This window comes from Halorhabdus sp. CBA1104, from assembly GCF_009690625.1.
GTDB lineage: Archaea > Halobacteriota > Halobacteria > Halobacteriales > Haloarculaceae > Halorhabdus.
This window is the reverse complement of the sequence record NZ_CP033878.1, coordinates 1,809,883-1,827,435: the sequence shown is the minus strand read 5'-3', so window position 1 is coordinate 1,827,435 and position 17,553 is coordinate 1,809,883. Positions and strand designations below refer to the sequence as shown.

Annotated in this window: 18 protein-coding genes, 1 tRNA gene and 3 pseudogenes; 7 read left to right on the top strand and 15 right to left on the bottom strand. The window is 64.8% G+C overall.

Annotated features, from left to right (window positions below):
- Window positions 1-2: 2 nt before the first annotated feature.
- The 5 genes and pseudogenes from Hrd1104_RS13580 to Hrd1104_RS09255 all read right to left on the bottom strand — a co-directional run bounded on the left by Hrd1104_RS13580 (window position 3) and on the right by Hrd1104_RS09255 (window position 2,939).
- Window positions 3-308 (bottom strand): annotated as a pseudogene (locus Hrd1104_RS13580) (DUF6516 family protein).
- A 193-nt stretch (window positions 309-501) separates the two neighbouring features.
- Complete coding sequence (locus Hrd1104_RS09270; protein WP_154552494.1) at window positions 502-1,122, bottom strand: 30S ribosomal protein S3ae; 621 nt, start codon at window positions 1,120-1,122, stop codon at window positions 502-504.
- Entirely contained in the window at window positions 1,115-1,360 is a 246-nt protein-coding gene (locus Hrd1104_RS09265; RefSeq protein ID WP_154552493.1) for a KEOPS complex subunit Pcc1, read from the bottom strand. Before Hrd1104_RS09265 ends, Hrd1104_RS09270 begins: the two co-directional genes overlap by 8 nt.
- Window positions 1,353-2,474, bottom strand: a complete 1,122-nt coding sequence (locus tag Hrd1104_RS09260; protein WP_154552492.1) for a recombinase RecJ — start codon at window positions 2,472-2,474, stop codon at window positions 1,353-1,355. Before Hrd1104_RS09260 ends, Hrd1104_RS09265 begins: the two co-directional genes overlap by 8 nt.
- On the bottom strand, window positions 2,475-2,939 hold the full coding sequence (locus tag Hrd1104_RS09255) for a 30S ribosomal protein S15 (RefSeq protein WP_154552491.1): 465 nt from the start codon (window positions 2,937-2,939) through the stop codon (window positions 2,475-2,477).
- A gap of 298 nt (window positions 2,940-3,237) precedes the next feature.
- Here Hrd1104_RS09255 and Hrd1104_RS09250 point away from each other — a divergent pair, with 298 nt between their 5' ends.
- The gene (locus Hrd1104_RS09250) at window positions 3,238-4,779 is read left to right on the top strand and encodes a hypothetical protein (RefSeq protein WP_154552490.1); all 1,542 of its coding nucleotides are present in this window, start codon (window positions 3,238-3,240) and stop codon (window positions 4,777-4,779) included.
- Window positions 4,780-4,803: 24 nt separating this feature from the next.
- Here Hrd1104_RS09250 and Hrd1104_RS09245 read toward each other — a convergent pair whose 3' ends face one another.
- The 5 genes from Hrd1104_RS09245 to Hrd1104_RS09225 are packed head-to-tail and all read right to left on the bottom strand — an operon-like array spanning window position 4,804 to window position 8,128.
- The gene (locus Hrd1104_RS09245; protein WP_154552489.1) at window positions 4,804-5,550 is read right to left on the bottom strand and encodes a hypothetical protein; all 747 of its coding nucleotides are present in this window, start codon (window positions 5,548-5,550) and stop codon (window positions 4,804-4,806) included.
- Window positions 5,543-6,022, bottom strand: coding sequence for a hypothetical protein (locus Hrd1104_RS09240; RefSeq protein WP_154552488.1), 480 nt, complete (start codon window positions 6,020-6,022; stop codon window positions 5,543-5,545). Before Hrd1104_RS09240 ends, Hrd1104_RS09245 begins: the two co-directional genes overlap by 8 nt.
- The gene (locus tag Hrd1104_RS09235) at window positions 6,013-6,978 is read right to left on the bottom strand and encodes a hypothetical protein (RefSeq protein ID WP_154552487.1); all 966 of its coding nucleotides are present in this window, start codon (window positions 6,976-6,978) and stop codon (window positions 6,013-6,015) included. Before Hrd1104_RS09235 ends, Hrd1104_RS09240 begins: the two co-directional genes overlap by 10 nt.
- The gene (locus Hrd1104_RS09230) at window positions 6,966-7,592 is read right to left on the bottom strand and encodes a hypothetical protein (RefSeq protein WP_154552486.1); all 627 of its coding nucleotides are present in this window, start codon (window positions 7,590-7,592) and stop codon (window positions 6,966-6,968) included. Before Hrd1104_RS09230 ends, Hrd1104_RS09235 begins: the two co-directional genes overlap by 13 nt.
- Window positions 7,592-8,128, bottom strand: a complete 537-nt coding sequence (locus tag Hrd1104_RS09225) for a hypothetical protein (RefSeq protein WP_154552485.1) — start codon at window positions 8,126-8,128, stop codon at window positions 7,592-7,594. The genes Hrd1104_RS09230 and Hrd1104_RS09225 overlap by 1 nt, the downstream gene beginning before the upstream one ends.
- A 212-nt stretch (window positions 8,129-8,340) precedes the next feature.
- Between Hrd1104_RS09225 and Hrd1104_RS09220 the strand changes: the two genes are divergently transcribed.
- Window positions 8,341-8,412: transfer RNA gene (locus Hrd1104_RS09220), tRNA-Ala, on the top strand.
- A gap of 189 nt (window positions 8,413-8,601) precedes the next feature.
- Here the strand turns inward: Hrd1104_RS09220 and Hrd1104_RS09215 are convergent.
- The 5 genes and pseudogenes from Hrd1104_RS09215 to nirK all read right to left on the bottom strand — a co-directional run bounded on the left by Hrd1104_RS09215 (window position 8,602) and on the right by nirK (window position 13,223).
- Window positions 8,602-9,713: pseudogene (locus tag Hrd1104_RS09215) on the bottom strand (asparagine synthase C-terminal domain-containing protein).
- Window positions 9,714-9,715: 2 nt separating this feature from the next.
- Window positions 9,716-10,400, bottom strand: a pseudogene (locus tag Hrd1104_RS09210) (PHP domain-containing protein).
- 115 nt (window positions 10,401-10,515) lie between these two features.
- Window positions 10,516-11,670: a TIGR04347 family pseudo-SAM/SPASM protein gene (locus Hrd1104_RS09205; protein WP_154552484.1), complete on the bottom strand. Its 1,155-nt coding sequence runs from the start codon at window positions 11,668-11,670 to the stop codon at window positions 10,516-10,518.
- Window positions 11,667-11,921, bottom strand: coding sequence for an Htur_1727 family rSAM-partnered candidate RiPP (locus Hrd1104_RS09200; protein ID WP_154552483.1), 255 nt, complete (start codon window positions 11,919-11,921; stop codon window positions 11,667-11,669). The genes Hrd1104_RS09205 and Hrd1104_RS09200 overlap by 4 nt, the downstream gene beginning before the upstream one ends.
- Before the next feature lie 189 nt (window positions 11,922-12,110).
- Window positions 12,111-13,223, bottom strand: a complete 1,113-nt coding sequence (gene nirK / locus Hrd1104_RS09195) for a copper-containing nitrite reductase (RefSeq protein ID WP_195837571.1) — start codon at window positions 13,221-13,223, stop codon at window positions 12,111-12,113.
- 193 nt (window positions 13,224-13,416) lie between these two features.
- Between nirK and Hrd1104_RS09190 the strand changes: the two genes are divergently transcribed.
- The 5 genes from Hrd1104_RS09190 (at window position 13,417) to purL (ending at window position 17,541) form a co-directional block, all read left to right on the top strand.
- Window positions 13,417-13,794 carry a helix-turn-helix domain-containing protein gene (locus tag Hrd1104_RS09190; RefSeq protein ID WP_154552482.1) on the top strand — a complete coding sequence of 126 codons (378 nt, stop codon included), beginning with the start codon at window positions 13,417-13,419 and terminating at the stop codon, window positions 13,792-13,794.
- On the top strand, window positions 13,791-14,072 hold the full coding sequence (locus tag Hrd1104_RS09185) for a hypothetical protein (protein ID WP_154552481.1): 282 nt from the start codon (window positions 13,791-13,793) through the stop codon (window positions 14,070-14,072). Before Hrd1104_RS09190 ends, Hrd1104_RS09185 begins: the two co-directional genes overlap by 4 nt.
- Before the next feature lie 218 nt (window positions 14,073-14,290).
- Complete coding sequence (locus Hrd1104_RS09180) at window positions 14,291-14,590, top strand: hypothetical protein (RefSeq protein ID WP_154552480.1); 300 nt, start codon at window positions 14,291-14,293, stop codon at window positions 14,588-14,590.
- A gap of 134 nt (window positions 14,591-14,724) precedes the next feature.
- Window positions 14,725-15,210, top strand: coding sequence for a halocyanin domain-containing protein (locus Hrd1104_RS09175; RefSeq protein WP_154552479.1), 486 nt, complete (start codon window positions 14,725-14,727; stop codon window positions 15,208-15,210).
- A gap of 135 nt (window positions 15,211-15,345) precedes the next feature.
- Entirely contained in the window at window positions 15,346-17,541 is a 2,196-nt protein-coding gene (gene purL, locus Hrd1104_RS09170) for a phosphoribosylformylglycinamidine synthase subunit PurL (protein WP_154552478.1), read from the top strand.
- Window positions 17,542-17,553 lie beyond the last annotated feature (12 nt).

Here is a 17,553-nt window from a genome sequence, read left to right as displayed (position 1 = left end):
TCCTACTCCGACCAACCCCATGAGACGGGGGTCATCTCTTCAACTACCCGCTTGAAGCGGTCGTAGAGCGTCAACATCCCGGGGAACTGGATAGTTTCGACGCCGTCCCGGGTATGCCGCTCGTGACCTTTCGTCCGTTCGTGGGCGTTGTCATACCGGAGGATGGTGTCGCCGCCGACTTCCCCGAGGTGAAGGCTGTAGTCTCATCCACTCGGATACGTCTCGATCTCCGTTTGACGGATGGTCACGTCGACGACGTAGCCGTTTTCGACATCCTGCCAGTCCTCGATGGTCGTGTCGGACGCCATCCGTTACCCTATGGTATTAGGTCCATAGGAATAAACCTATGGACCCGATAACATAGGGGCCGGAGAACTCCCTGTTCACGCAGTAGACAGTATCAGTCCCACTCTCGTCCTTGTCCCTATCCCTGGGGATTACACCGCAGCTAATCAGCTATGAATGCTTCGATGACACGGAGTCAAAAGCGAAACCAGTGGTCTACTCGTCGACTTCGACGCTGGTCTCCTCTTCTTCGGCGACCTCTTCGGGGCGGGCCTCCAAGGTCGCTTTCTGGATCTCGACGCGGCGCAGCGGGTAGATCGTCGTCGCTTCGTTGTAGATCGCACTCGAGAGGCGTCCCTCGACGACGCTGTCGACGAGGTCCTCGAAGGTGCGTTCTTCGGCGGCGTCTTCGATCATGTCGACCATCTGCTCGCGGATGGCCTGCTCCTGGCTGGCGTCGGCCTTCTTGGTCGTCAGGGCGACGGGCTGAATCTGGACGCGGTAGTCGTCGGTCGTCAGCACCGTCACGTAGGCCTCGACCTTCGAGGAGCCACGGCGGACGAGACTGCGCAGGTAGTCCCGCGTGAGTTCGTGCCTGATGAACTCCGTGTAGGCCGTGTCGCTGCCGAGTTCGCGGATACGGAAGGTCAGCTTGGTGTTGTTCTCGCCGGCGTCGTTCCGGAGGTCACCGAGGGTCGTCTCGATGGTCCGGTCGATCGCCTTCTCCTGTTCGTCTGCCAGTGTCTCACCGATCTCGGCCCGGTCGAACTCCTCCGGGGCGAGGACGGTGTACCACTGCTTTTCCTGTCGTTGTCGTGAGACTGAGCGTTCACTCATGGGTGTCGGTGTGTCTGTCTGTGGTGAGATCGGCGGCGACCGAGAGGTTCACCACGTAGTCGTCGACGGTCGCGGCGAGGCCACCCGTCGTGGCTCGCTCGATCGTCGTCTCGACGGTCGCCTCGTCGATCGTCGTCGCCATCTCCTCGGTGTTGTCCGGTCGCAGTGCCCGCGCGAGACGGGTCGCCGTTTCGGCGTCCGCGTGGCTCGTCGTAATGGTCGCCCGGCGCTCACTCATCGCGGATCACCTCGCGGATCGCGGTGACCAGTGCATCGATGTCGCCTGGGTACGGCTGGGTCGCCAGGTCGGCGTCACCAGTGACCTGTCCCGAGAGATCGAACGATGCCGTGGCTGATTCGAGGACGGCTGTGGCGTCTCGCTTTCGGGCGGCCGCGAGCCCAATGCGGTCGCCATCGTGGACGAGCGTGAGTGCCTCGGGTGAGCGGAATGCCCCCAGCAAGCGAGCGACGGTCCTGATCGGCCCGTCGGCCCCAACTACGACGAGGCCGGCGTGACGCCGGACCGTTGCCGCATGGAGCGTCTCGTGTGCAGCACTGGCGTGTCTTCGCCAGGCCTCCAGAGCGGCCGCTTGCACGTCGTGGCCGAGCGCGAGTGCGACGGCCGTGCCTGGGTCTTCCCGCGCTGTCGCCCTGAGGACGTCTCCGTAGCCTCCGACGGTCCCGAACGGGCCGCCTGCGTGTGGGCGCAAGACGCCTTCGACGGCGGTCGCCGCTCGCGCTGTCGCCCCCTCGGCACCGATCGTTTCGAGGGCGACTCGCGAGGCGACCTGACGGCGTGTCTCCTCGTCGTCGGGTCGGGTCGCCGTCTCTAAGACGTCCCGAACGGCGTCGGGATCGCCCGAGAACGGGGCGTGGACGAGCGTCGAGTGAGCGAGTCCGTCCGCGAGGTCGTCGGTCGGGACAGCGACGCCAGGTCGGCGTTCGATACCCGCCTCGATGAGTGCCTCCGTGAGGGTCCCTGTTGGTTCTGCGCCAGCAGCGACGGTCCCGGCGGCGGCCAGTGCCGGATCGGCGTGCTCGCAAGCGAGTGTCCGGGCGACGTCGAACGCCGCCGCACTCGCCGCTCGGTGCTCGCCGATGGTCGCGTCGGCGTCGGGACTGGCTCGATCGAGTGCGACCACGAGGTCGGCTTCGGTGGCCCGCGTCGGTGCAGCGTCGGTCACGACGCTGATCTGAAACGGGATGTCGATCGCATCGAGGGTCTTCGCGAGGACGCCAGCAGCCCCGATGCCGTCACCCGTCGCTGCCGGGGCCAGCCGGACGAAACCGGCGTCCCGGAGGCTCGAAGCGAGGGCGTCGGCGTCTGGCGACTGGCGACCGGTCGTGGCCATCTATTCGAGGAGCTCGACGGCGACGTCGTAGCTGTAGGTAAAGTCCGCGTCGAGTTCGTCGCCACGGTAGTAATCGACCAGGCGACGGATCTTCGACTCGGTGTTCTGTAAGGCGCGCTTGTTCTGGTGGTCGACGGGGTTGTCCTCCATGTGTTCACGGAGGCGAATGGCCCGCGCCATCAGGTTCCGGAGGTCTTCCGGAAGCTCGGGCGCGGCGTCGTGGTCGTCGAGAATCTCGGTCACCTTCTTGCCAGTGGCCAGCGAGACGTCCGGGATCGGGGTCCCCTGGACGCCTTCGTCTCGAAGTTTGATGCCGATCTCGCTGGGCTCGTGGCCCTGTTCTGCGAGTTCGACGACGCGCTGTTCGATTGCCTCGCTGTCCACGTCACTCCACTCCGGCGGATCGTCTGCCGCGGGCTTGTCCGAATCGGACGAGCCACGACGGCGTGTGTGCATTCGTGCCATGGTCTGAGATTGGAACGACACAGACCGCTACGTGTGGCCGCTCGCAGGTCCATTCGGACCCCGAACTGCCGGACACGTCCGCAATCCCGAGTCGCGCACGGCGAAAGAGGCCTGAGGCGTCATCGACGCCCGCGCGACGAGTCAGATTTGCGGTCGTGTGTTCCCACCGAACTGTTTTCGCTTGGCCACTAAACGGTTTCTACTTCGTGATTGTATCGTTCGGTCACGTGCTCGTTGTGAATCGACCGTACCGGCAACGGCCAGTCGACTTATCCCCGCTGATCACGAATTCTCGGTGATGATCGATCCCGGGTCCGGTGAGCGCGCTCAGTCGGAGGCACTCGGGACAGTGTTGTTGCTCGGGCTGATCGTCAGTGGCGTCGCGATTCTGGGCGTCGTCGGCACGACGGCATTGAACGACACCCAGAAACAGGTCGGCACCGAGCGGGCGATCAACTCGATGACCCTGTTTGACTCGCGGGCGGCACTGGTTGGACTCGGTGACGCCGATACCCAGTCGGTGACTTTTGGCACCGGGGCAGGCTCCTACGAGGTCCGACCGGACGCCGGCCGAATCACAGTCACCCACTACAATTACAGCAAAGAGAAGCGGACGGAGACGATGTACAACGAATCCCTGGGTGCGCTCGTCTTCATGTCGGGCGAGACGGAAATCGCCTATCAGGGTGGTGGCGTCTGGCGACGCGGGGCAAACGGCGGCAGTTTGTTACTCTCGCCGCCGGAATTTCACTACCGGTCGGCGACGTTGGCCCTGCCGATCGTTCGCCTCGCAAACACGGATATCGATGCCGCGTCCGGCGGTCCACGGGCGGTCGTCCGGCCAGGAGAGCGTGCCCGGAACGTCTTCCCAAACAGCTCTGGGACGCCGGATGGGTCCAGTGAGATCGGTGCCCCGTACGATCCCAACGCCGCGGGCAACGAGTTGCCCTACGACAATCCGATCCGCAACGGGACCGTCCGTATCACTGTCGAAAGTCGCTACTACCTGGGGTGGGCTCGGTACTTCAACCAGCGAACTGACGGCGATATCGAGATCTACAAGAACAACCAGTCGGTGCAACTCACCCTAGAGACCGTCGGCGGCAGCGTCGGTGACTTCGCGATGCCACTGGACGGCAATTCTCTCTCCGTCCAGGGGATCGCGTCGACGCATCCGGTGACCGACTTCGAACTCACACTCAATCCGGACGGCCACTACGGTAACATGCACTGGTCGTTGTACGCAGACGAAGGCGACGAGGGGTTCGAAGCGCACTTTCAGTCCTCGAATCCCGGCAAGTGCAAGAGTGGCTCCTTCGACGGCGAGCTCCGACTCAGCGTCTATTACTTCAACGACACCGGCAGCGACTACATCCACGAGGAGTGGCGCAACGAGACGATCGACCCAAACACCAATGCCGATGTTTCCGTGTCGTGTCCCAGCGGCGAGCTGACAGTCGATCTGCTCGGCGACGTTACCATGACGTACGACGATATCGAGGCCATGCCGGGCGTCAGTGGCAGTTCGAACAAGTGGTACTTCGGGTCACAGATCACCAGTGAGTCGATCACCGGCCCGACGAAGACCCTCGACGTCCACGGCGTCGATCCCGGCCAGCGTGACGTGGGTGAGACGGCCAAGCTTGGCTTCCTCGTCACCCATTACATGGGACTGCTGGGTCCGCAGTACGACCTCACGGTGACAGACGGTCCCGGCGGGTCCAGTCGCGTCGACGAGAGTACTTCGACGGGAACGCTCTCGTTTGGGTCCACGACGTCTGCGGAGTATCTCACGTATCTGCACATCACTGAAAACGAGATCGACATCGAACTCGATTGACGTTCCCCCGGGAAGGGCGCCGTTTCATGTCGAAATAGAGACGTCGATCCGAACGACTGACACCGCGACCGACGTTGCTGTCCCGCCAGTCAACTCACACGCGGTAACGTCGCTCGGCGTCGCGCCACCGGAGACACACGTGACGGCCGGGCCTTCGAGGGCGGCTTTCCACTGCTCGGCGCGCGGTGACGTGACGTTGACCCAGAGGGTATCCTCGGTGTCGTAGACTGCCAGAAACTCCGAGGACTGTTCGCTCCGTAGTCGGACGGTGCCGCCGCTGACGGTGTTCTCGTTTCGAGCCCGGGTGCCGACGACGGTCACGTGGACGCCGTCGGACGAGACGACCATCGGTGGTTCACGTACGACGACACCCCCGGTATCTCGCGTCCGAAAGACGGCCCCGCCCGCATAGACGATCTGTGCGTCGCCTTCCCCCCGGAAGATGATCGGCGTGATCTGCTGTTCGACCAGCGTCGCAGACCCGTTCGTGACGTTCATCGTGATCGGTGTCCCAAGCGAGAGACTGCCTGATGCGAGATCGACTTCGGTCGCGCGGCTCGGGGCACCGCCCGCGTAGACGTCCATCAGATTCTCGGCGATCACGTCGAACGCTCGCTCGGCGTTGTCGAGCTGTTCGTTCGTCCGGATATCCGCGAGTGCTGTGAGCCCGCTCGTCGAGACGAAGACGACGCTCGCCATGATCAGTGCGAACACGAGGACGAAGCCGATCACATCGCTCAGCCCGCGTTCGTCCAGTCGACCCTTAGGCATCGTCTACCTCGATCTTGCCTTCTACGGCGTCGTACCGAATCACGACTGTGCCGCCGGTTGTGACACTCGGGCTGACCGCCGTCGTCTTCTGGACGGGGATCGTCACCGAGACGTCCGGGCTCTCCGTCCGGAGTTGCAGGGACGCATTTGTACCGCTCCGGAGTTCGACGATATATGATTCCCCAGCGATTGTTGTCGGCATTCGGCGGTTGATTTTTCCTGTGTCGATCCCCGTCGGGTCGGCACTGACGACCCGATCGAGTTGTTCGATGTCACTGGCTAGGTGCTCGCCGACGATCTGCATCTCCGTTTCAATTGCCTGCTCGCGCTGCTCGGAGACGAATTGCCCGCCCGCGAAGATGAGCCCAGTCGCCAGCAGCGTGCCAATCCCGAGTGTGAGCACGTACGAGACGGTCGTCGATACGGCCCGCTCACTCCCACGCGTCGAGACGTCCCAGTCGATCACGGCCACTCACCCGGGGCGACCCGGACGGTTCCGTTGTAGACGATGCGCTCACTCCGTTGAGTGAGCCGGATCGCCGTTGCGTAGGCGGCATGGGTCACCCGGGGAGACCCCGACGAGCCCGGTTCGAAATACCGGTCCGGATCGGGACTGGCCGCGATCGTCTCGTCGTCGACGATCACTTCGAACGACCCAGTGGCCAGGTCGCCGTGGACGATCCCAAGCTCGTAGGGCGGGGCGGGCACGTTCGCCTGTAGGGCCGGGACGTCGTGTCCGTTGACCGTTCCCGCACCGAGATCGATCCGGACCGGCGGTGAGTCCTCGGGCGGACTGTACGTGGTCGTCGCGCCGCCAGCTCCTTCGATCTCGACAACCACGTCGGTCGCGTTCTCGTAGACGGCCATCCGCCAGACGTCGCCCCCGGACGTGGCGGTGAGTTCGAAGCACTCGCCACCTGGGGAACACGAGTCGCTCGTCGTCCGGTTGTCACTGACTTCGAAGACGAGCGAGCGCGCTTTGATGCCCCTGGCCAGTGTCCAGTTTGCCGTCCCGTTTCGATTCGTCAGATTGCGCCCTGAGTCGGGTTGGACGAGCCGGCTGCCAAGTGTGACCGACTCGACGGCGACGTTCGACAATCGGCCGTCGACGGCCCCTTGCCGGCCGGCGAGTGTACTGTACTCGTCGATAGCTGTCGTCAGGTTGTCTGTGATGGCGCTTTGGTCGGTGTTGTTGTGCGCAGTGACGTATGCGAGTAGCGACGCTACCCCGCTTTCTGCTTCGTTGCGGACCTCGATCGGCCCACCACCGGCTGCTGTGTCACTCCGGGTTGCGAGGTTCTCTGCGTAGATCGCCGAATTGAGAATCAACGCCAGCGCAACGAACGTTACCGCCAGCGTGAACCCGATCAACAGGATGATCTGTCCGCGACCCTCTCGTCGCTGCCCGTCTCCGCTCAGATGCGCCACACGACCACCTCCACGCGGACCACGTTGTACAGCCCGCTCGCACTCGCGTCCGGCGCGTAAAACGAGTCCGTCGCTGAGACGTTCGTACCTGTCGGTGTCTCGTCGGCCGCTCTGAGAACGGCCGCGTCGGTCAGCGTCACCAGCCGACTCGCCCGGACGGCACTGTCGCTTGGGGCGCCCTGATAGACCATCTGAATCCGTCGCCGTTCGCCCCCTGGGATAGCGTAGCTAATCCGGACGTTGTACGCGATTCCGCGGCGGTCGAACGTCTCTGCGAGCAACGCACCGAATTCGTTTGGCGGGGCCGAGGCGTAGCGGCCGCGTGGCCCCGCCTCGTGGAACGACGGCCCGCTCTCGTTCCAGTAGAGGACGGCGCTTTCGAGCGTGCCACTCTCTGCCGCCGAGGCAAGCACGCCGGTCGCCGCCGCTCGTTGCTGGTTTTGGATGTGCTGACTCGACGTACTCGCTGACAGTGGCGTCACGGCCGTCACCTGCAGGGCAAAGGCGATACTCGATAGCACGAGCAAGCCCGCGATAATCCCTTCGAGCGTGTGTGCCTGGGCTCGTCCGCCAGTGGACTGTCGGCTGCTCTCTCGACTTGTCGGGGGGGCCATCACCAGACCACCACCCGGATAACCGCGGTCGTTCCCTCGATAGAGACGACGCGTCTGGCGCTCACTGTCGGCACTGCGCCGTCCGGAATGGGTTCTCCCGTCGCCAGTCGCCGGTCGCCGGCCCCGCAGTCCGGTGACTCGACTTCGGCCAGTGCCGTCCCGTTCCAGCACAGCAACTGATACGTCGATCCCGATATCGACCCCTCCAGCGTGACGTTGACGTCTTGGAAGGGACCGATCGCCAGCCGATCCGTCGCCGTCGTCCCGTCGTAGTTGCACCCGGCCGGGACGCCAGCATCGAAGAAGCCGACGGTACAGGCCGTCTCGAGGACGTACGGTGTGGATGGGTCGCCGAGCATGCCTTCCGCGAGAGTGTCCGCCGCGCGATTGGCCCCGACCGTCTCGGCGTCGGTGCCCTGTTCGAACGGCTGGAGCATTCCCGGGACGAAGGTGAACGCGAAGGCCAGTACCAGCACGAAGAGACCGATCCCGAACGCGAAATCCAGTGTCGTCTGGCCGCGATCGCGAGGCCGCACCGATCTCGGGGCTCGGGTGTGGTGGCGTTCCATGGGTCGGTTTCGCCGCCTACAGCCGTCGATGGCCGCTCGCTGTGGTCCTGTGCCCGAATAATTCCCGGCGAACGGGCAAAGCTATTGTGGCCGTTTCTCTGGCCAGCACTGGCTCGCCGTCGCGGTCACTGGTTCGATGGGTTTAAGAAATCCCGTCGGATACTCTTCGGTGACGACGCGGGCTCGTAGATCAGCGGTAGATCATCCCCCTGGCACGGGGAAGGCCGCGGGTTCAAATCCCGCCGAGTCCACTCGACTCACTTTTCTCGTCTCGTTCCCTCGGCGACCCTCGCGAATCCTCCGGATTCGCTCAGTCCCGCCGAGTTCACTCGTTTCTTTCCCTCGCTTCGATCGGCCAGTCACGCGTTCGCTCGGCGACCGTCACGACGACTCGCTTTACTCCGACGATCGATCGCGCTCGGCCAATACTGCGATGGGACTCATTCGAGCAGCGACTCGACGTACTGGGTGACGTGATCGTCCATTCGGCGCTTGAACCCGGCCTGTCGCGCCACCCGATCGAGTTCCCGGGCGACGAGACTACCGTATTGGAGGGCCTTTTTCCCCCGGAAGGCTACCGGATCGGGGAGCCACTTGCGGGCCGCCAGCCGGAGTGCGTACTTCCGCTCGCCACGGTCGGTGACCAGCAGCGATCCCGGGAGGACCAGTCCCGCTTCGACGACGCCATCAGCAAGCAACGGTGCGACCGGTTCGACACCGCCGGCCCGGATCGCCAGTACGTCCCGGGTCAGTTGGTCGGGGAGCGATTCGAGCACTTCGCGGCGCGCGCCACGGACTGTCTCGGCAGCGACACGTGGGTCCTCGGGGGCGCGAGCGACCTTAGCGTAGCCGCCGAACAGTTCGTCGGCCCCCTGGCCGACTGCCAGCCGGTCGAAGCCGTCGGCAGCCGCCCGCTTGGCGACCAGATACAGCGGCAGCGCGATCTCGACGGCCATCGCGTTCGTCCGGCCCGTTGCGGTTGCGACCGGCGGGACGGCCTCGACGAGAGCGTCGTGGTCGAGTTCGACGACGCGCACCTCCCGATCGAGGAGTCTGGCCGTCTCTCGGGCGGCTCGTACGTCGTGGCTATCGGGGAAGCCAGCGACGTACAGCGGCGCCTCGAGGCGAGCCGCCAGTAGCGCCGAGTCGACACCCCCGAGAAGGCGATCGCCAGGCCGTCGGTGTCGACGTCGGCGAGCGCGTCGTCGATAGCGTTCCCGACAGCTCTCACGGCGGCCGTCCCGTCGCGAGGGGATGGGTCCGGCAACGACCACACCTCTCGGCGATTGCCCGCCGGATCGACGACCTGGCCCGCCGGTAGTGGCGTCGGATCGGCCAACTCGGTCGGATCGAAGGCCCACCGATCTTGCCCGTCCCCGTCGAGAAACAGTGGATACCGCCCGAGGACGTCACGAACCAGCGAGCCATCGACCCGCCCGGCAAACCCCCGGGTGCCCGAAAGGGGATTCTCGTCTTCGATCGCCGCCCTGATAGGTTCGGGATCGGCACCGACGAGCGGTCCCGTCGATGTGGCGTCCGCGTTCGAACCCATTGTTACTCGAGTAGCGATGCCAGGCGCGCGCGGATACGGCGCTTGGCCCCCCGGCAGCCTGTCGGAAGCTGATGTGCCAGGGTGTCCGCCGTCCATCGATTTGGGTTCGCCCCTCGCGGATCGCCGTCAAATAGCATCGACCGATCGCTCTTCGGCCTCGACGAGCGTAACTGCTCGGCCGACCATTTCGGCGATGTGAGCGTCGCTTCCTGCCGTTTCGGGGACGCCGTGTTCGCGAGCGAACGTGCGAGCCTGGCGGTTGGCCCGGCCGGTCAGGAGTCGAGAGTTGTACACTTCGATGGCGTCAGCCCCAGCCAGATCAGCCCGCGAGACGTGGGCCATCACGCCGCTCCGAGATTCCTGGAAGGGATGGGGAACGACGGCGATACCGCCCAGCCGTCGAATCCGGTCCAGCGTCTCGCCAAACGTCAGCCCTTGGGGAATTCGTTGCTCGACTCCCAGTGCGAGGACGTGGCCAGCGGCGCTGGTCACTTCCATGCCGGGGATGCCGAGCAGTCCGTACTCGGGGGCGCGGTCGACGGCCCGCAGACTCGCCGCGATCTCGTCGTGATCGGTCACGGCCAGGGCATCGAGTCCCGCCGCTGCTGCCCGTTCGAGTAGGTCATCGACGGCATCTCGCCCGTCGTAGGACAGCGACGAGTGGGCGTGTAACTCGACCGAAAGCACACGACCGACTTGCGCCGGTGGGGGCAAAAGCGTCGCGGTCTCCGGCAGTACACGGGGGATACTCTCGCTCGTTGCCCTCGGCCCGAGAGAACGGCCCCCCAATCCCGGCTTCGATTCAGTCTGCGGATGCGGACGGATCCTCGAGGCCGATTTCCTCGTCGGTCAGATAACACTGCGGGTCTCGTGCCCAGGGGTCGCCGGTTGCGGCGAGGGCACGATGGCGCGAACCGCCCCGGCACATCGCGTAGTAATCACAGTTCGGACAGCGATCGGGGACGTGATCCTCGCGGTCGCGGAGTTTCCGCAGGATCGGATTCGATTCGTCCTCCCAGATGGCGCTGAACGGTCGGTCGCGCACGTTGCCAAGCGAGTAGTGCTGCCAGTCGGGCGTGAGGTGGACGTTGCCCTGATAGTCGATGTCGGCGATGGCTTCCCCGGCCTGGTCGCCGCCGATCGCTTCTAGTCTGTCCCGGACGTCCGCCGCCTGATCCTCCCCGAGTTCCTCACGGGCGTACTGATAGACGTAGCCCGCGTCGGCGTAATTGCCAGTCAACAGCGTCTCGACGTCGTGGCCCCGCTCGTGGGCATCGAGCGTCAGGTCACAGACACGCCGGACGGCCCGCCGTTGGGCTTGGTGATCGACTTCGAAATCCATCACGTCCGCCTCGTCGTACTCCAAGTGGGCGAACTCGAAGCGTTCGACTCCTTCCAGGGCCAGCAGATCGAGGACTTCCTCCATGTCGGCGGCGCTCTGGTCAGTGATGGTGAATTTGACGGCGACCGGCAACTGGGCGGCCTGGGCGGCTTCGATCCCGGCCAGTGCGTCGTCGAAGGCTCCCTCCTGGCCCCAGATTTCGTCGTGGCGCTCGGGGAGGCCGTCGATCGCGACGGCAACCGCATCGAGGCCGGCCGTTTCGAGTTCCGCCGCCCGCTCCTCCGTCACTAGCGTTCCATTGGTTTCGAGGACCGTCTCCAGGCCCGCATCGCTCGCGGACTCGATCAGCGCTTCCAGATCGTCGCGCAGGAGTGGTTCCCCACCGGCAAGTCGGAGGACCTCGACTCCGTAGTCGGCGAGATCGGCAATCAAGTTCTGCCCCTCGGCAGTGGTCAACTCGCCGTCTGCGGGTCCCGGCCCGGCGTCGGTCCGGCGGTAGGAGCAATCGAGATTCGCGGCACCGGTCACGTGCCAGACGATCGTTGTGCCCCGCTGTCTGTGCGCTGTCGCCCCAGCGTCCGTGTCGCCGCCGAGCAACCCACTCACGGGGATCATGCTGTCTCACCCGGCGTCAGCGCCGTGTCCGTGTACCGGAAGACGGCTTCCTCGGGACACAGCCAGATCGCGACGGGATCTTCGAACAGCGTCGTGGCCTGCTCGCGGGCCTGTGCCTGCTCGTCGGCGGTGACGCTGCCGACGTGTTCGAGTGGCTCGCCCTCGGTCTCGCGAACGAAGACTTCCCACTCCCGTGATTGTCGGCCCCGGGGCTCGGTGCCCGTCTCGAAGGTGTTCGCGTCGTCTGTCATTACCTCCACTTCTCCGTAAACCTACAAACGAGTCCTGTGGATTCTCAACTGCTGGGAACACCTACACCCCCGGTCCGCTGGCTGATAGAGCCCTCCTACGACCGGATTTTGGCCGCCGGTCCCTGCAATACTTACCGCTTCTTGCCCGGATTCAGTTGACGTGTCCGATTCTCGACTATATTGCTCCCCTCACTCGTAGCGGGGGTCCTCGTGGTCGGTCCCGTCGAAGCCGGGATCGAAGACCTCGGGCCGTTCTTCGCCGAGGACGTCGATTTCGGCCATCAGTCCCTTGCGGGCGACCCGCGAGAGGGCGTGATCGACGAGTTTGACACGCTCGGGGACGGGGAACTCCATCGTGCCGACGAAGCAACTGCCCGGCGGGACCGCCATCGTCTGGACGAACTCGTCGGGTGTCGAGGCGACCGCCCCGTTGGGCCAGGCCTCACTCCAGACGTTACCGATCGGGTGGAAGTTCGAGGTGAGGTTCGGCCCGCCAGTCACCATGTACACACGCGCGGTGTCGCCGGTCTCGACTTCCAGGGGCCCGTAGCGGTCGGCGGCGTAGGCGTACTTCTCGCCGTTGAGCAGGACGTATGACGGATTCTCGGCGGCCATCGATTCCATGTCGAAGGCGTGATGACCCGCCTTGCCGGTCGGTTTGTCGGTGTACATTTCGTGTTGGCCGACGTAGAATTCGTGATCTACCTCGGGCAGTCCGTCCTCGGGTTCGACGAGGATCATGCCGAACATGCCCGCGCTGATGTGATAATCGAGGTTCGGGACGGCACAGTGGTAGATGTACGCGCCCGGGTACTCCGCCCGAAAGCGCATCTTGTTTTCCGCGCCCGGCGAGGCGGTCGTCGCGACCGAGCCACCGCCCGTGCCGTAGATGGCGTGAAAGTCGACGTTGTGGGGCATGGCGTTGTCGGGCAGGTTCTCCATCGTGAACTCGACGGTATCACCCCGCCGGACCCGAACCATCGGCCCCGGGATCTGCCCGCCGAAGGTCATGTAGTCGAACGTCACACCGGGCTCGATCTCGGCCGTCACTTCTTCGGCTTCGAGCGTGATCTCGTGGGTGGTCGGCTCGTCACGATCGATCGGGTCGGGGATGTCGGTCGGATCAGCGGCCACGCTGTCGACGTCGGTCTCGCGAGCCGGCTTGGTCGTGGTCGTTTCCTCGGCCACGTCACCAGCGTCGGGTGCTGCGACACAACCCGCAAGCGAGGCGGTCCCGCCGGCTCCCAGTGCGCCCAGCAATCGCCGTCGCGTCGTCGCCAGGATGCCGTCTGAATTAGGCATACCTAAACATCGCGACTACAGTCCGTTCAATCGCGTGCCGAACACGTTCGACTGTTCGGGTACCGGCGACCGACGCGGAAAACCGAAACACAAATTCACCCGAAGCGCCCAGTCCTGTGTATGCTCCCGTCTCGACGAACGCGCGGAACCAGCGTCCCCGATCTCCCGAGTAGACGGGGAGGGTCGGAATGAAATGGTCCGCGATCCGTTCGCCGCCGACGACGCGCCAGATTTGCAGGACGTGCTCGATGCGCTCGACGACCCGGAGTGTCGGCGGATAATCGAGGAACTGGACGAGCCCATGACTGCCTCCGAGATCTCCGAAGCCAGTGATATCCCGCTCTCGACGACTTACCGGAAGCTCGATCTCTTGACTGAGGCGTCGCTGTTGACCGAGGGAGTCGAGATCCGGCCGGACGGCCAGCACGCCAGTACGTACGAAGTCGCTTTCGAGGAAGTCATCATCGGCCTCTCCGAAGACCGCGAAACCGAGGTCCAGATCGCTCGCCGGGCCCGGACGGCCGACGAACGTCTAGAGAACCTGTGGTCGGAGGTGCGCAAAGAAACATGAGTCCACATATCTCATTGACCGTCGTGGCACTGAAGACGCTCACCCTGCTTTTGGGTGGCCTGATAACCTTCCTCGCCTACCGGGCGTACCGTCGAACCGACGCCCAGTCTCTCGGGGCGCTTGCCCTCGGCTTCGGGGTGGTCACAGTCGGGGCGATTGCCGCCGGGATCAGCGATCTCATCCTCGATTTGCCCATCGATCAGACGCTCTTACTGGAGTCGGCCCTGACTGCGGCCGGCTTCGCGATCATCGTCTACTCGCTGTACACGTCGGATTGACGTCCGCTCCGCGCCCACCAGGGGTGTTCACCCGCACCTTCCGTCATCGGACCTCAGTTGATCGTTTCCGTCGGCCCTGTTTGTCGAGAATCGTTCGCGGGAGGATCGCATCTCGCGGGGGCGATTACCGGCCTATATTGCCGGTTATTCCCACCGCGTGGAAACGCCCTACGGCTTATATCTCCCGTGCGGTCACATGTTCGTGATACGGGACGAAAATGCAAGGAAGCGTCGTCGTCGTCACCGCCGCCAAAATGATCGTGCTGGGATGTACGGGCATCCTCGCGTCTCTCGCCTACCGGGCGTACCGTCGAACCGGATCCTCCGCGTTGTGCACGCTCGTCGTCGGACTCACCTTCGTCGCGTGTGGCTCTCTCCTGGGCGGGGTGCTCTATCAGTTCGGGTCGCTTGGCTTTGACGTCAGTATCGGTGTCGAGAGTGCCTTTACCGCCTTCGGATTTGTCGTCGTCATCTACTCGCTGTACGTCGGCAACGCCCGCGACGGGTTCACGCCTTGACCGGCCCGGTTGCCGACTCTCCGTTTGGCGTACACGGGCTACCCCCATTCGTTGCGACACGAATATGATCGGCCCCGTTGTCAGCGGGCGCGTATCTCGCTGTCGTTTTAGGGGTGTAGTCCCCAAGCGTACGTATGGCACGTAGACGGCAGTTCATGAGCACGGTGGCGACCGGACTCGCGATCGGATCACTGGCCGGCTGTTCGAGTGACGAGTCCAGCGACGATTCCTCGACCCAGTATCCCGACTATACCGACGTCCCCGACGCGGCCGAGGAGTATCTCTCGGATACGAGCAACTACGACGGGACCGGCATCGACGCGAGAGACGCCGACGAGGTGTCCGTGACCGTCGGCGCACAGGGCAACGGCAGCTTCTGGGCGTTCGGGCCGCCAGTCGTCGCGATCAGCCAGGGCACGACGGTCGTCTGGGAGTGGAACGGCAAGGGTGGCTCTCACAACGTGGTCTCGAAGGACGACCGCGAACCGCTGGACAGTGGGACAGCTGTCACGAGCAGCGACAAGACCTACGAGTATACCTTCGAGGAGCCCGGCACCTATCTCTACGTCTGCATCCCACACCGGGTCCAGGGGATGAAGGGTGCCATCGTCGTCGAGTAGCCCGCCGTATTCCGGCGACGGACCGTCGGGTAGTCTGTCCTCGCTCTCGGTGAGTGCCACAGTGATTCGACCGACAGTGCTCGGCACGCAGACGCATAGTAAGCGATAAACGGGCTGCGGGGCGAGAGACCGCCAATGGCCCTATCGGATCCAGACCGCGAAGTCGTCGTCGAGGAACTCGGACGCGAGCCGACCCACCCGGAGGCCGCACTGTTCGAGAACCTCTGGAGTGAACACTGCTCGTATCGCTCCTCGCGTCCACTCCTCTCGGCCTTCCAGAGCGATGGCGACCACGTCGTCGTGCCCCCAGGTGACGATGCCGGCGTCGTTGCTCTGCCCGAGGCCCAAGACACGTATCTGGCGATGGGGATCGAGAGCCACAACCACCCCTCCTACGTCGATCCCTACGACGGGGCGGCGACCGGCGTCGGCGGGATCGTTCGGGACATCCTCTCGATGGGGGCTTACCCGATCGCGCTGACCGACTCGCTGTACTTCGGTGACTTCGATCGGGAGTACCCGCGCTATCTCCTGGAGGGCGTCGTCGAGGGCATTTCGGACTACGGCAACTCCATCGGCGTGCCGACGGTCGCCGGGTCGACCACCTTCCACGAGGATTACGAGGAGAACCCGCTGGTCAACGTCGCCTGTATCGGGCTGCTGGAAGCCGATCGACTCACCACTGCCAAGGCCCAAACGGCGGGCAACAAGCTCGTCTTGGTCGGGTCCTCGACCGGCCGGGACGGCCTCGGCGGGGCCTCCTTCGCCAGCGAGGACATCGCCGAGGACGCCGAAACCGAGGACCGCGGGGCCGTCCAGGTCGGCAATCCGTATCGCGAAAAGTTGCTCATCGAGGCCAACGAGCAGTTGATCGAAGCAGATCTCGTCGAGTCCGCCCGAGATCTGGGGGCCGCCGGGCTGGGTGGGGCCTCTAGCGAACTCGTCGCCAAAGGTGGCTACGGGGCCGAGATCGACCTCGATGCCATCCACCAGCGCGAACCCGGCCTCACCGCGATGGAACTGCTCCTCTCTGAGTCCCAGGAGCGCATCGTCTACGAGGTCCGTCCCGAGAACGTCGATCGCGTCCAGGCGATCGCCGACCGCTACGATCTGGGGTCGGCGGTCATCGGTGACGTGACCGACGATGGGCAGTACGTCTGTCTGAAGGACGGCGAGGTCGTCGTCGACGTCCCCGCCGAGTTCGTCGGCGAGGGGGCCCCGCTGGCTGACCTCGAACGCACGGAGCCGACCCACCCCGAGACGGATCGACCCGCCGTCGATCTCGACTCGGCGTTCGAGACCGTCGTCGGTCATCCCAACACTGCCAGCAAGCGCTGGATCTACCGCCAGTACGACCACGAGGTCCAGGTCCGGACCGCGATGCGGCCGGGCGACGACGCCGCCTTGCTCTCGATTCGCGAGGCGCGCGCCGACCAGGGGGCCGCCGAACGGTCGAGCGGTGAGCGCCACGAGACGGGTGTCGGCTTGGCGATCTCGGCCGGGGCCGACCCGAACTGGACCGAAGTGGCCCCCTACGAGGGAGCGCGGGCCGCCGGCCTGGAGAACGCGACCAACATCGCCGCGAAGGGGGCGACCCCGCTGGCGGCGGTCGACTGTCTCAACGCCGGCAACCCCGAGAAGCCCGAGGTCTACGGCGAGTTTGCAGGCATCGTCGACGGCCTCGCGGACGTCTGTGCCGACCTGTCGGTCCCGGTGATCGGGGGCAACGTCTCGCTGTACAACGATTCGGCGACGGGGCCGATTCCGCCGACGCCGACGCTGGCGATGGTCGGGACCAAAGATAGCTACGACGCGCCGCCACTCGCCCTGTCCGGCGAGGGACAGCTCCTTCTGGTCGGTGATCTGGCGCTTGCCGGTGAGGACGAGCCGCGACTCGGCGGCTCACAACTACTCGCGAGCGAAGGCGGGACGGACCGGTTCCCCGCCTTGCCCGACGATCCCGCTGCGTTCGTCCAGGCCCTCGCCGAGGTGGCCGACGCCGACGGGACGCTCGCCGTCCACGACGTAAGTCACGGTGGCCTGGCAGTCACACTCGCGGAGATGGTTCAGACGGACGCTGGCGCGGACGTCACCATCGAGACGGCCGATCCCGTGGGCGCACTCTTCTACGAACAGGCCGGTCGTGCCGTGATCGAGACGACGGCCCCAGACGTGGTTCGTGCTGCCTTCGAGGGTATCGCGCCGGTCGTCGCACTCGGCGAGGCAGATTCTTCCGGGACGCTTTCGGTGTCTGTCGGTGACGAGAAACTGCGTTTCGACGCCGATACCATCGCGGACCTGCGGTCGGTTATCGAAGACGAGTTAGACTGACCCGAAGTGTGA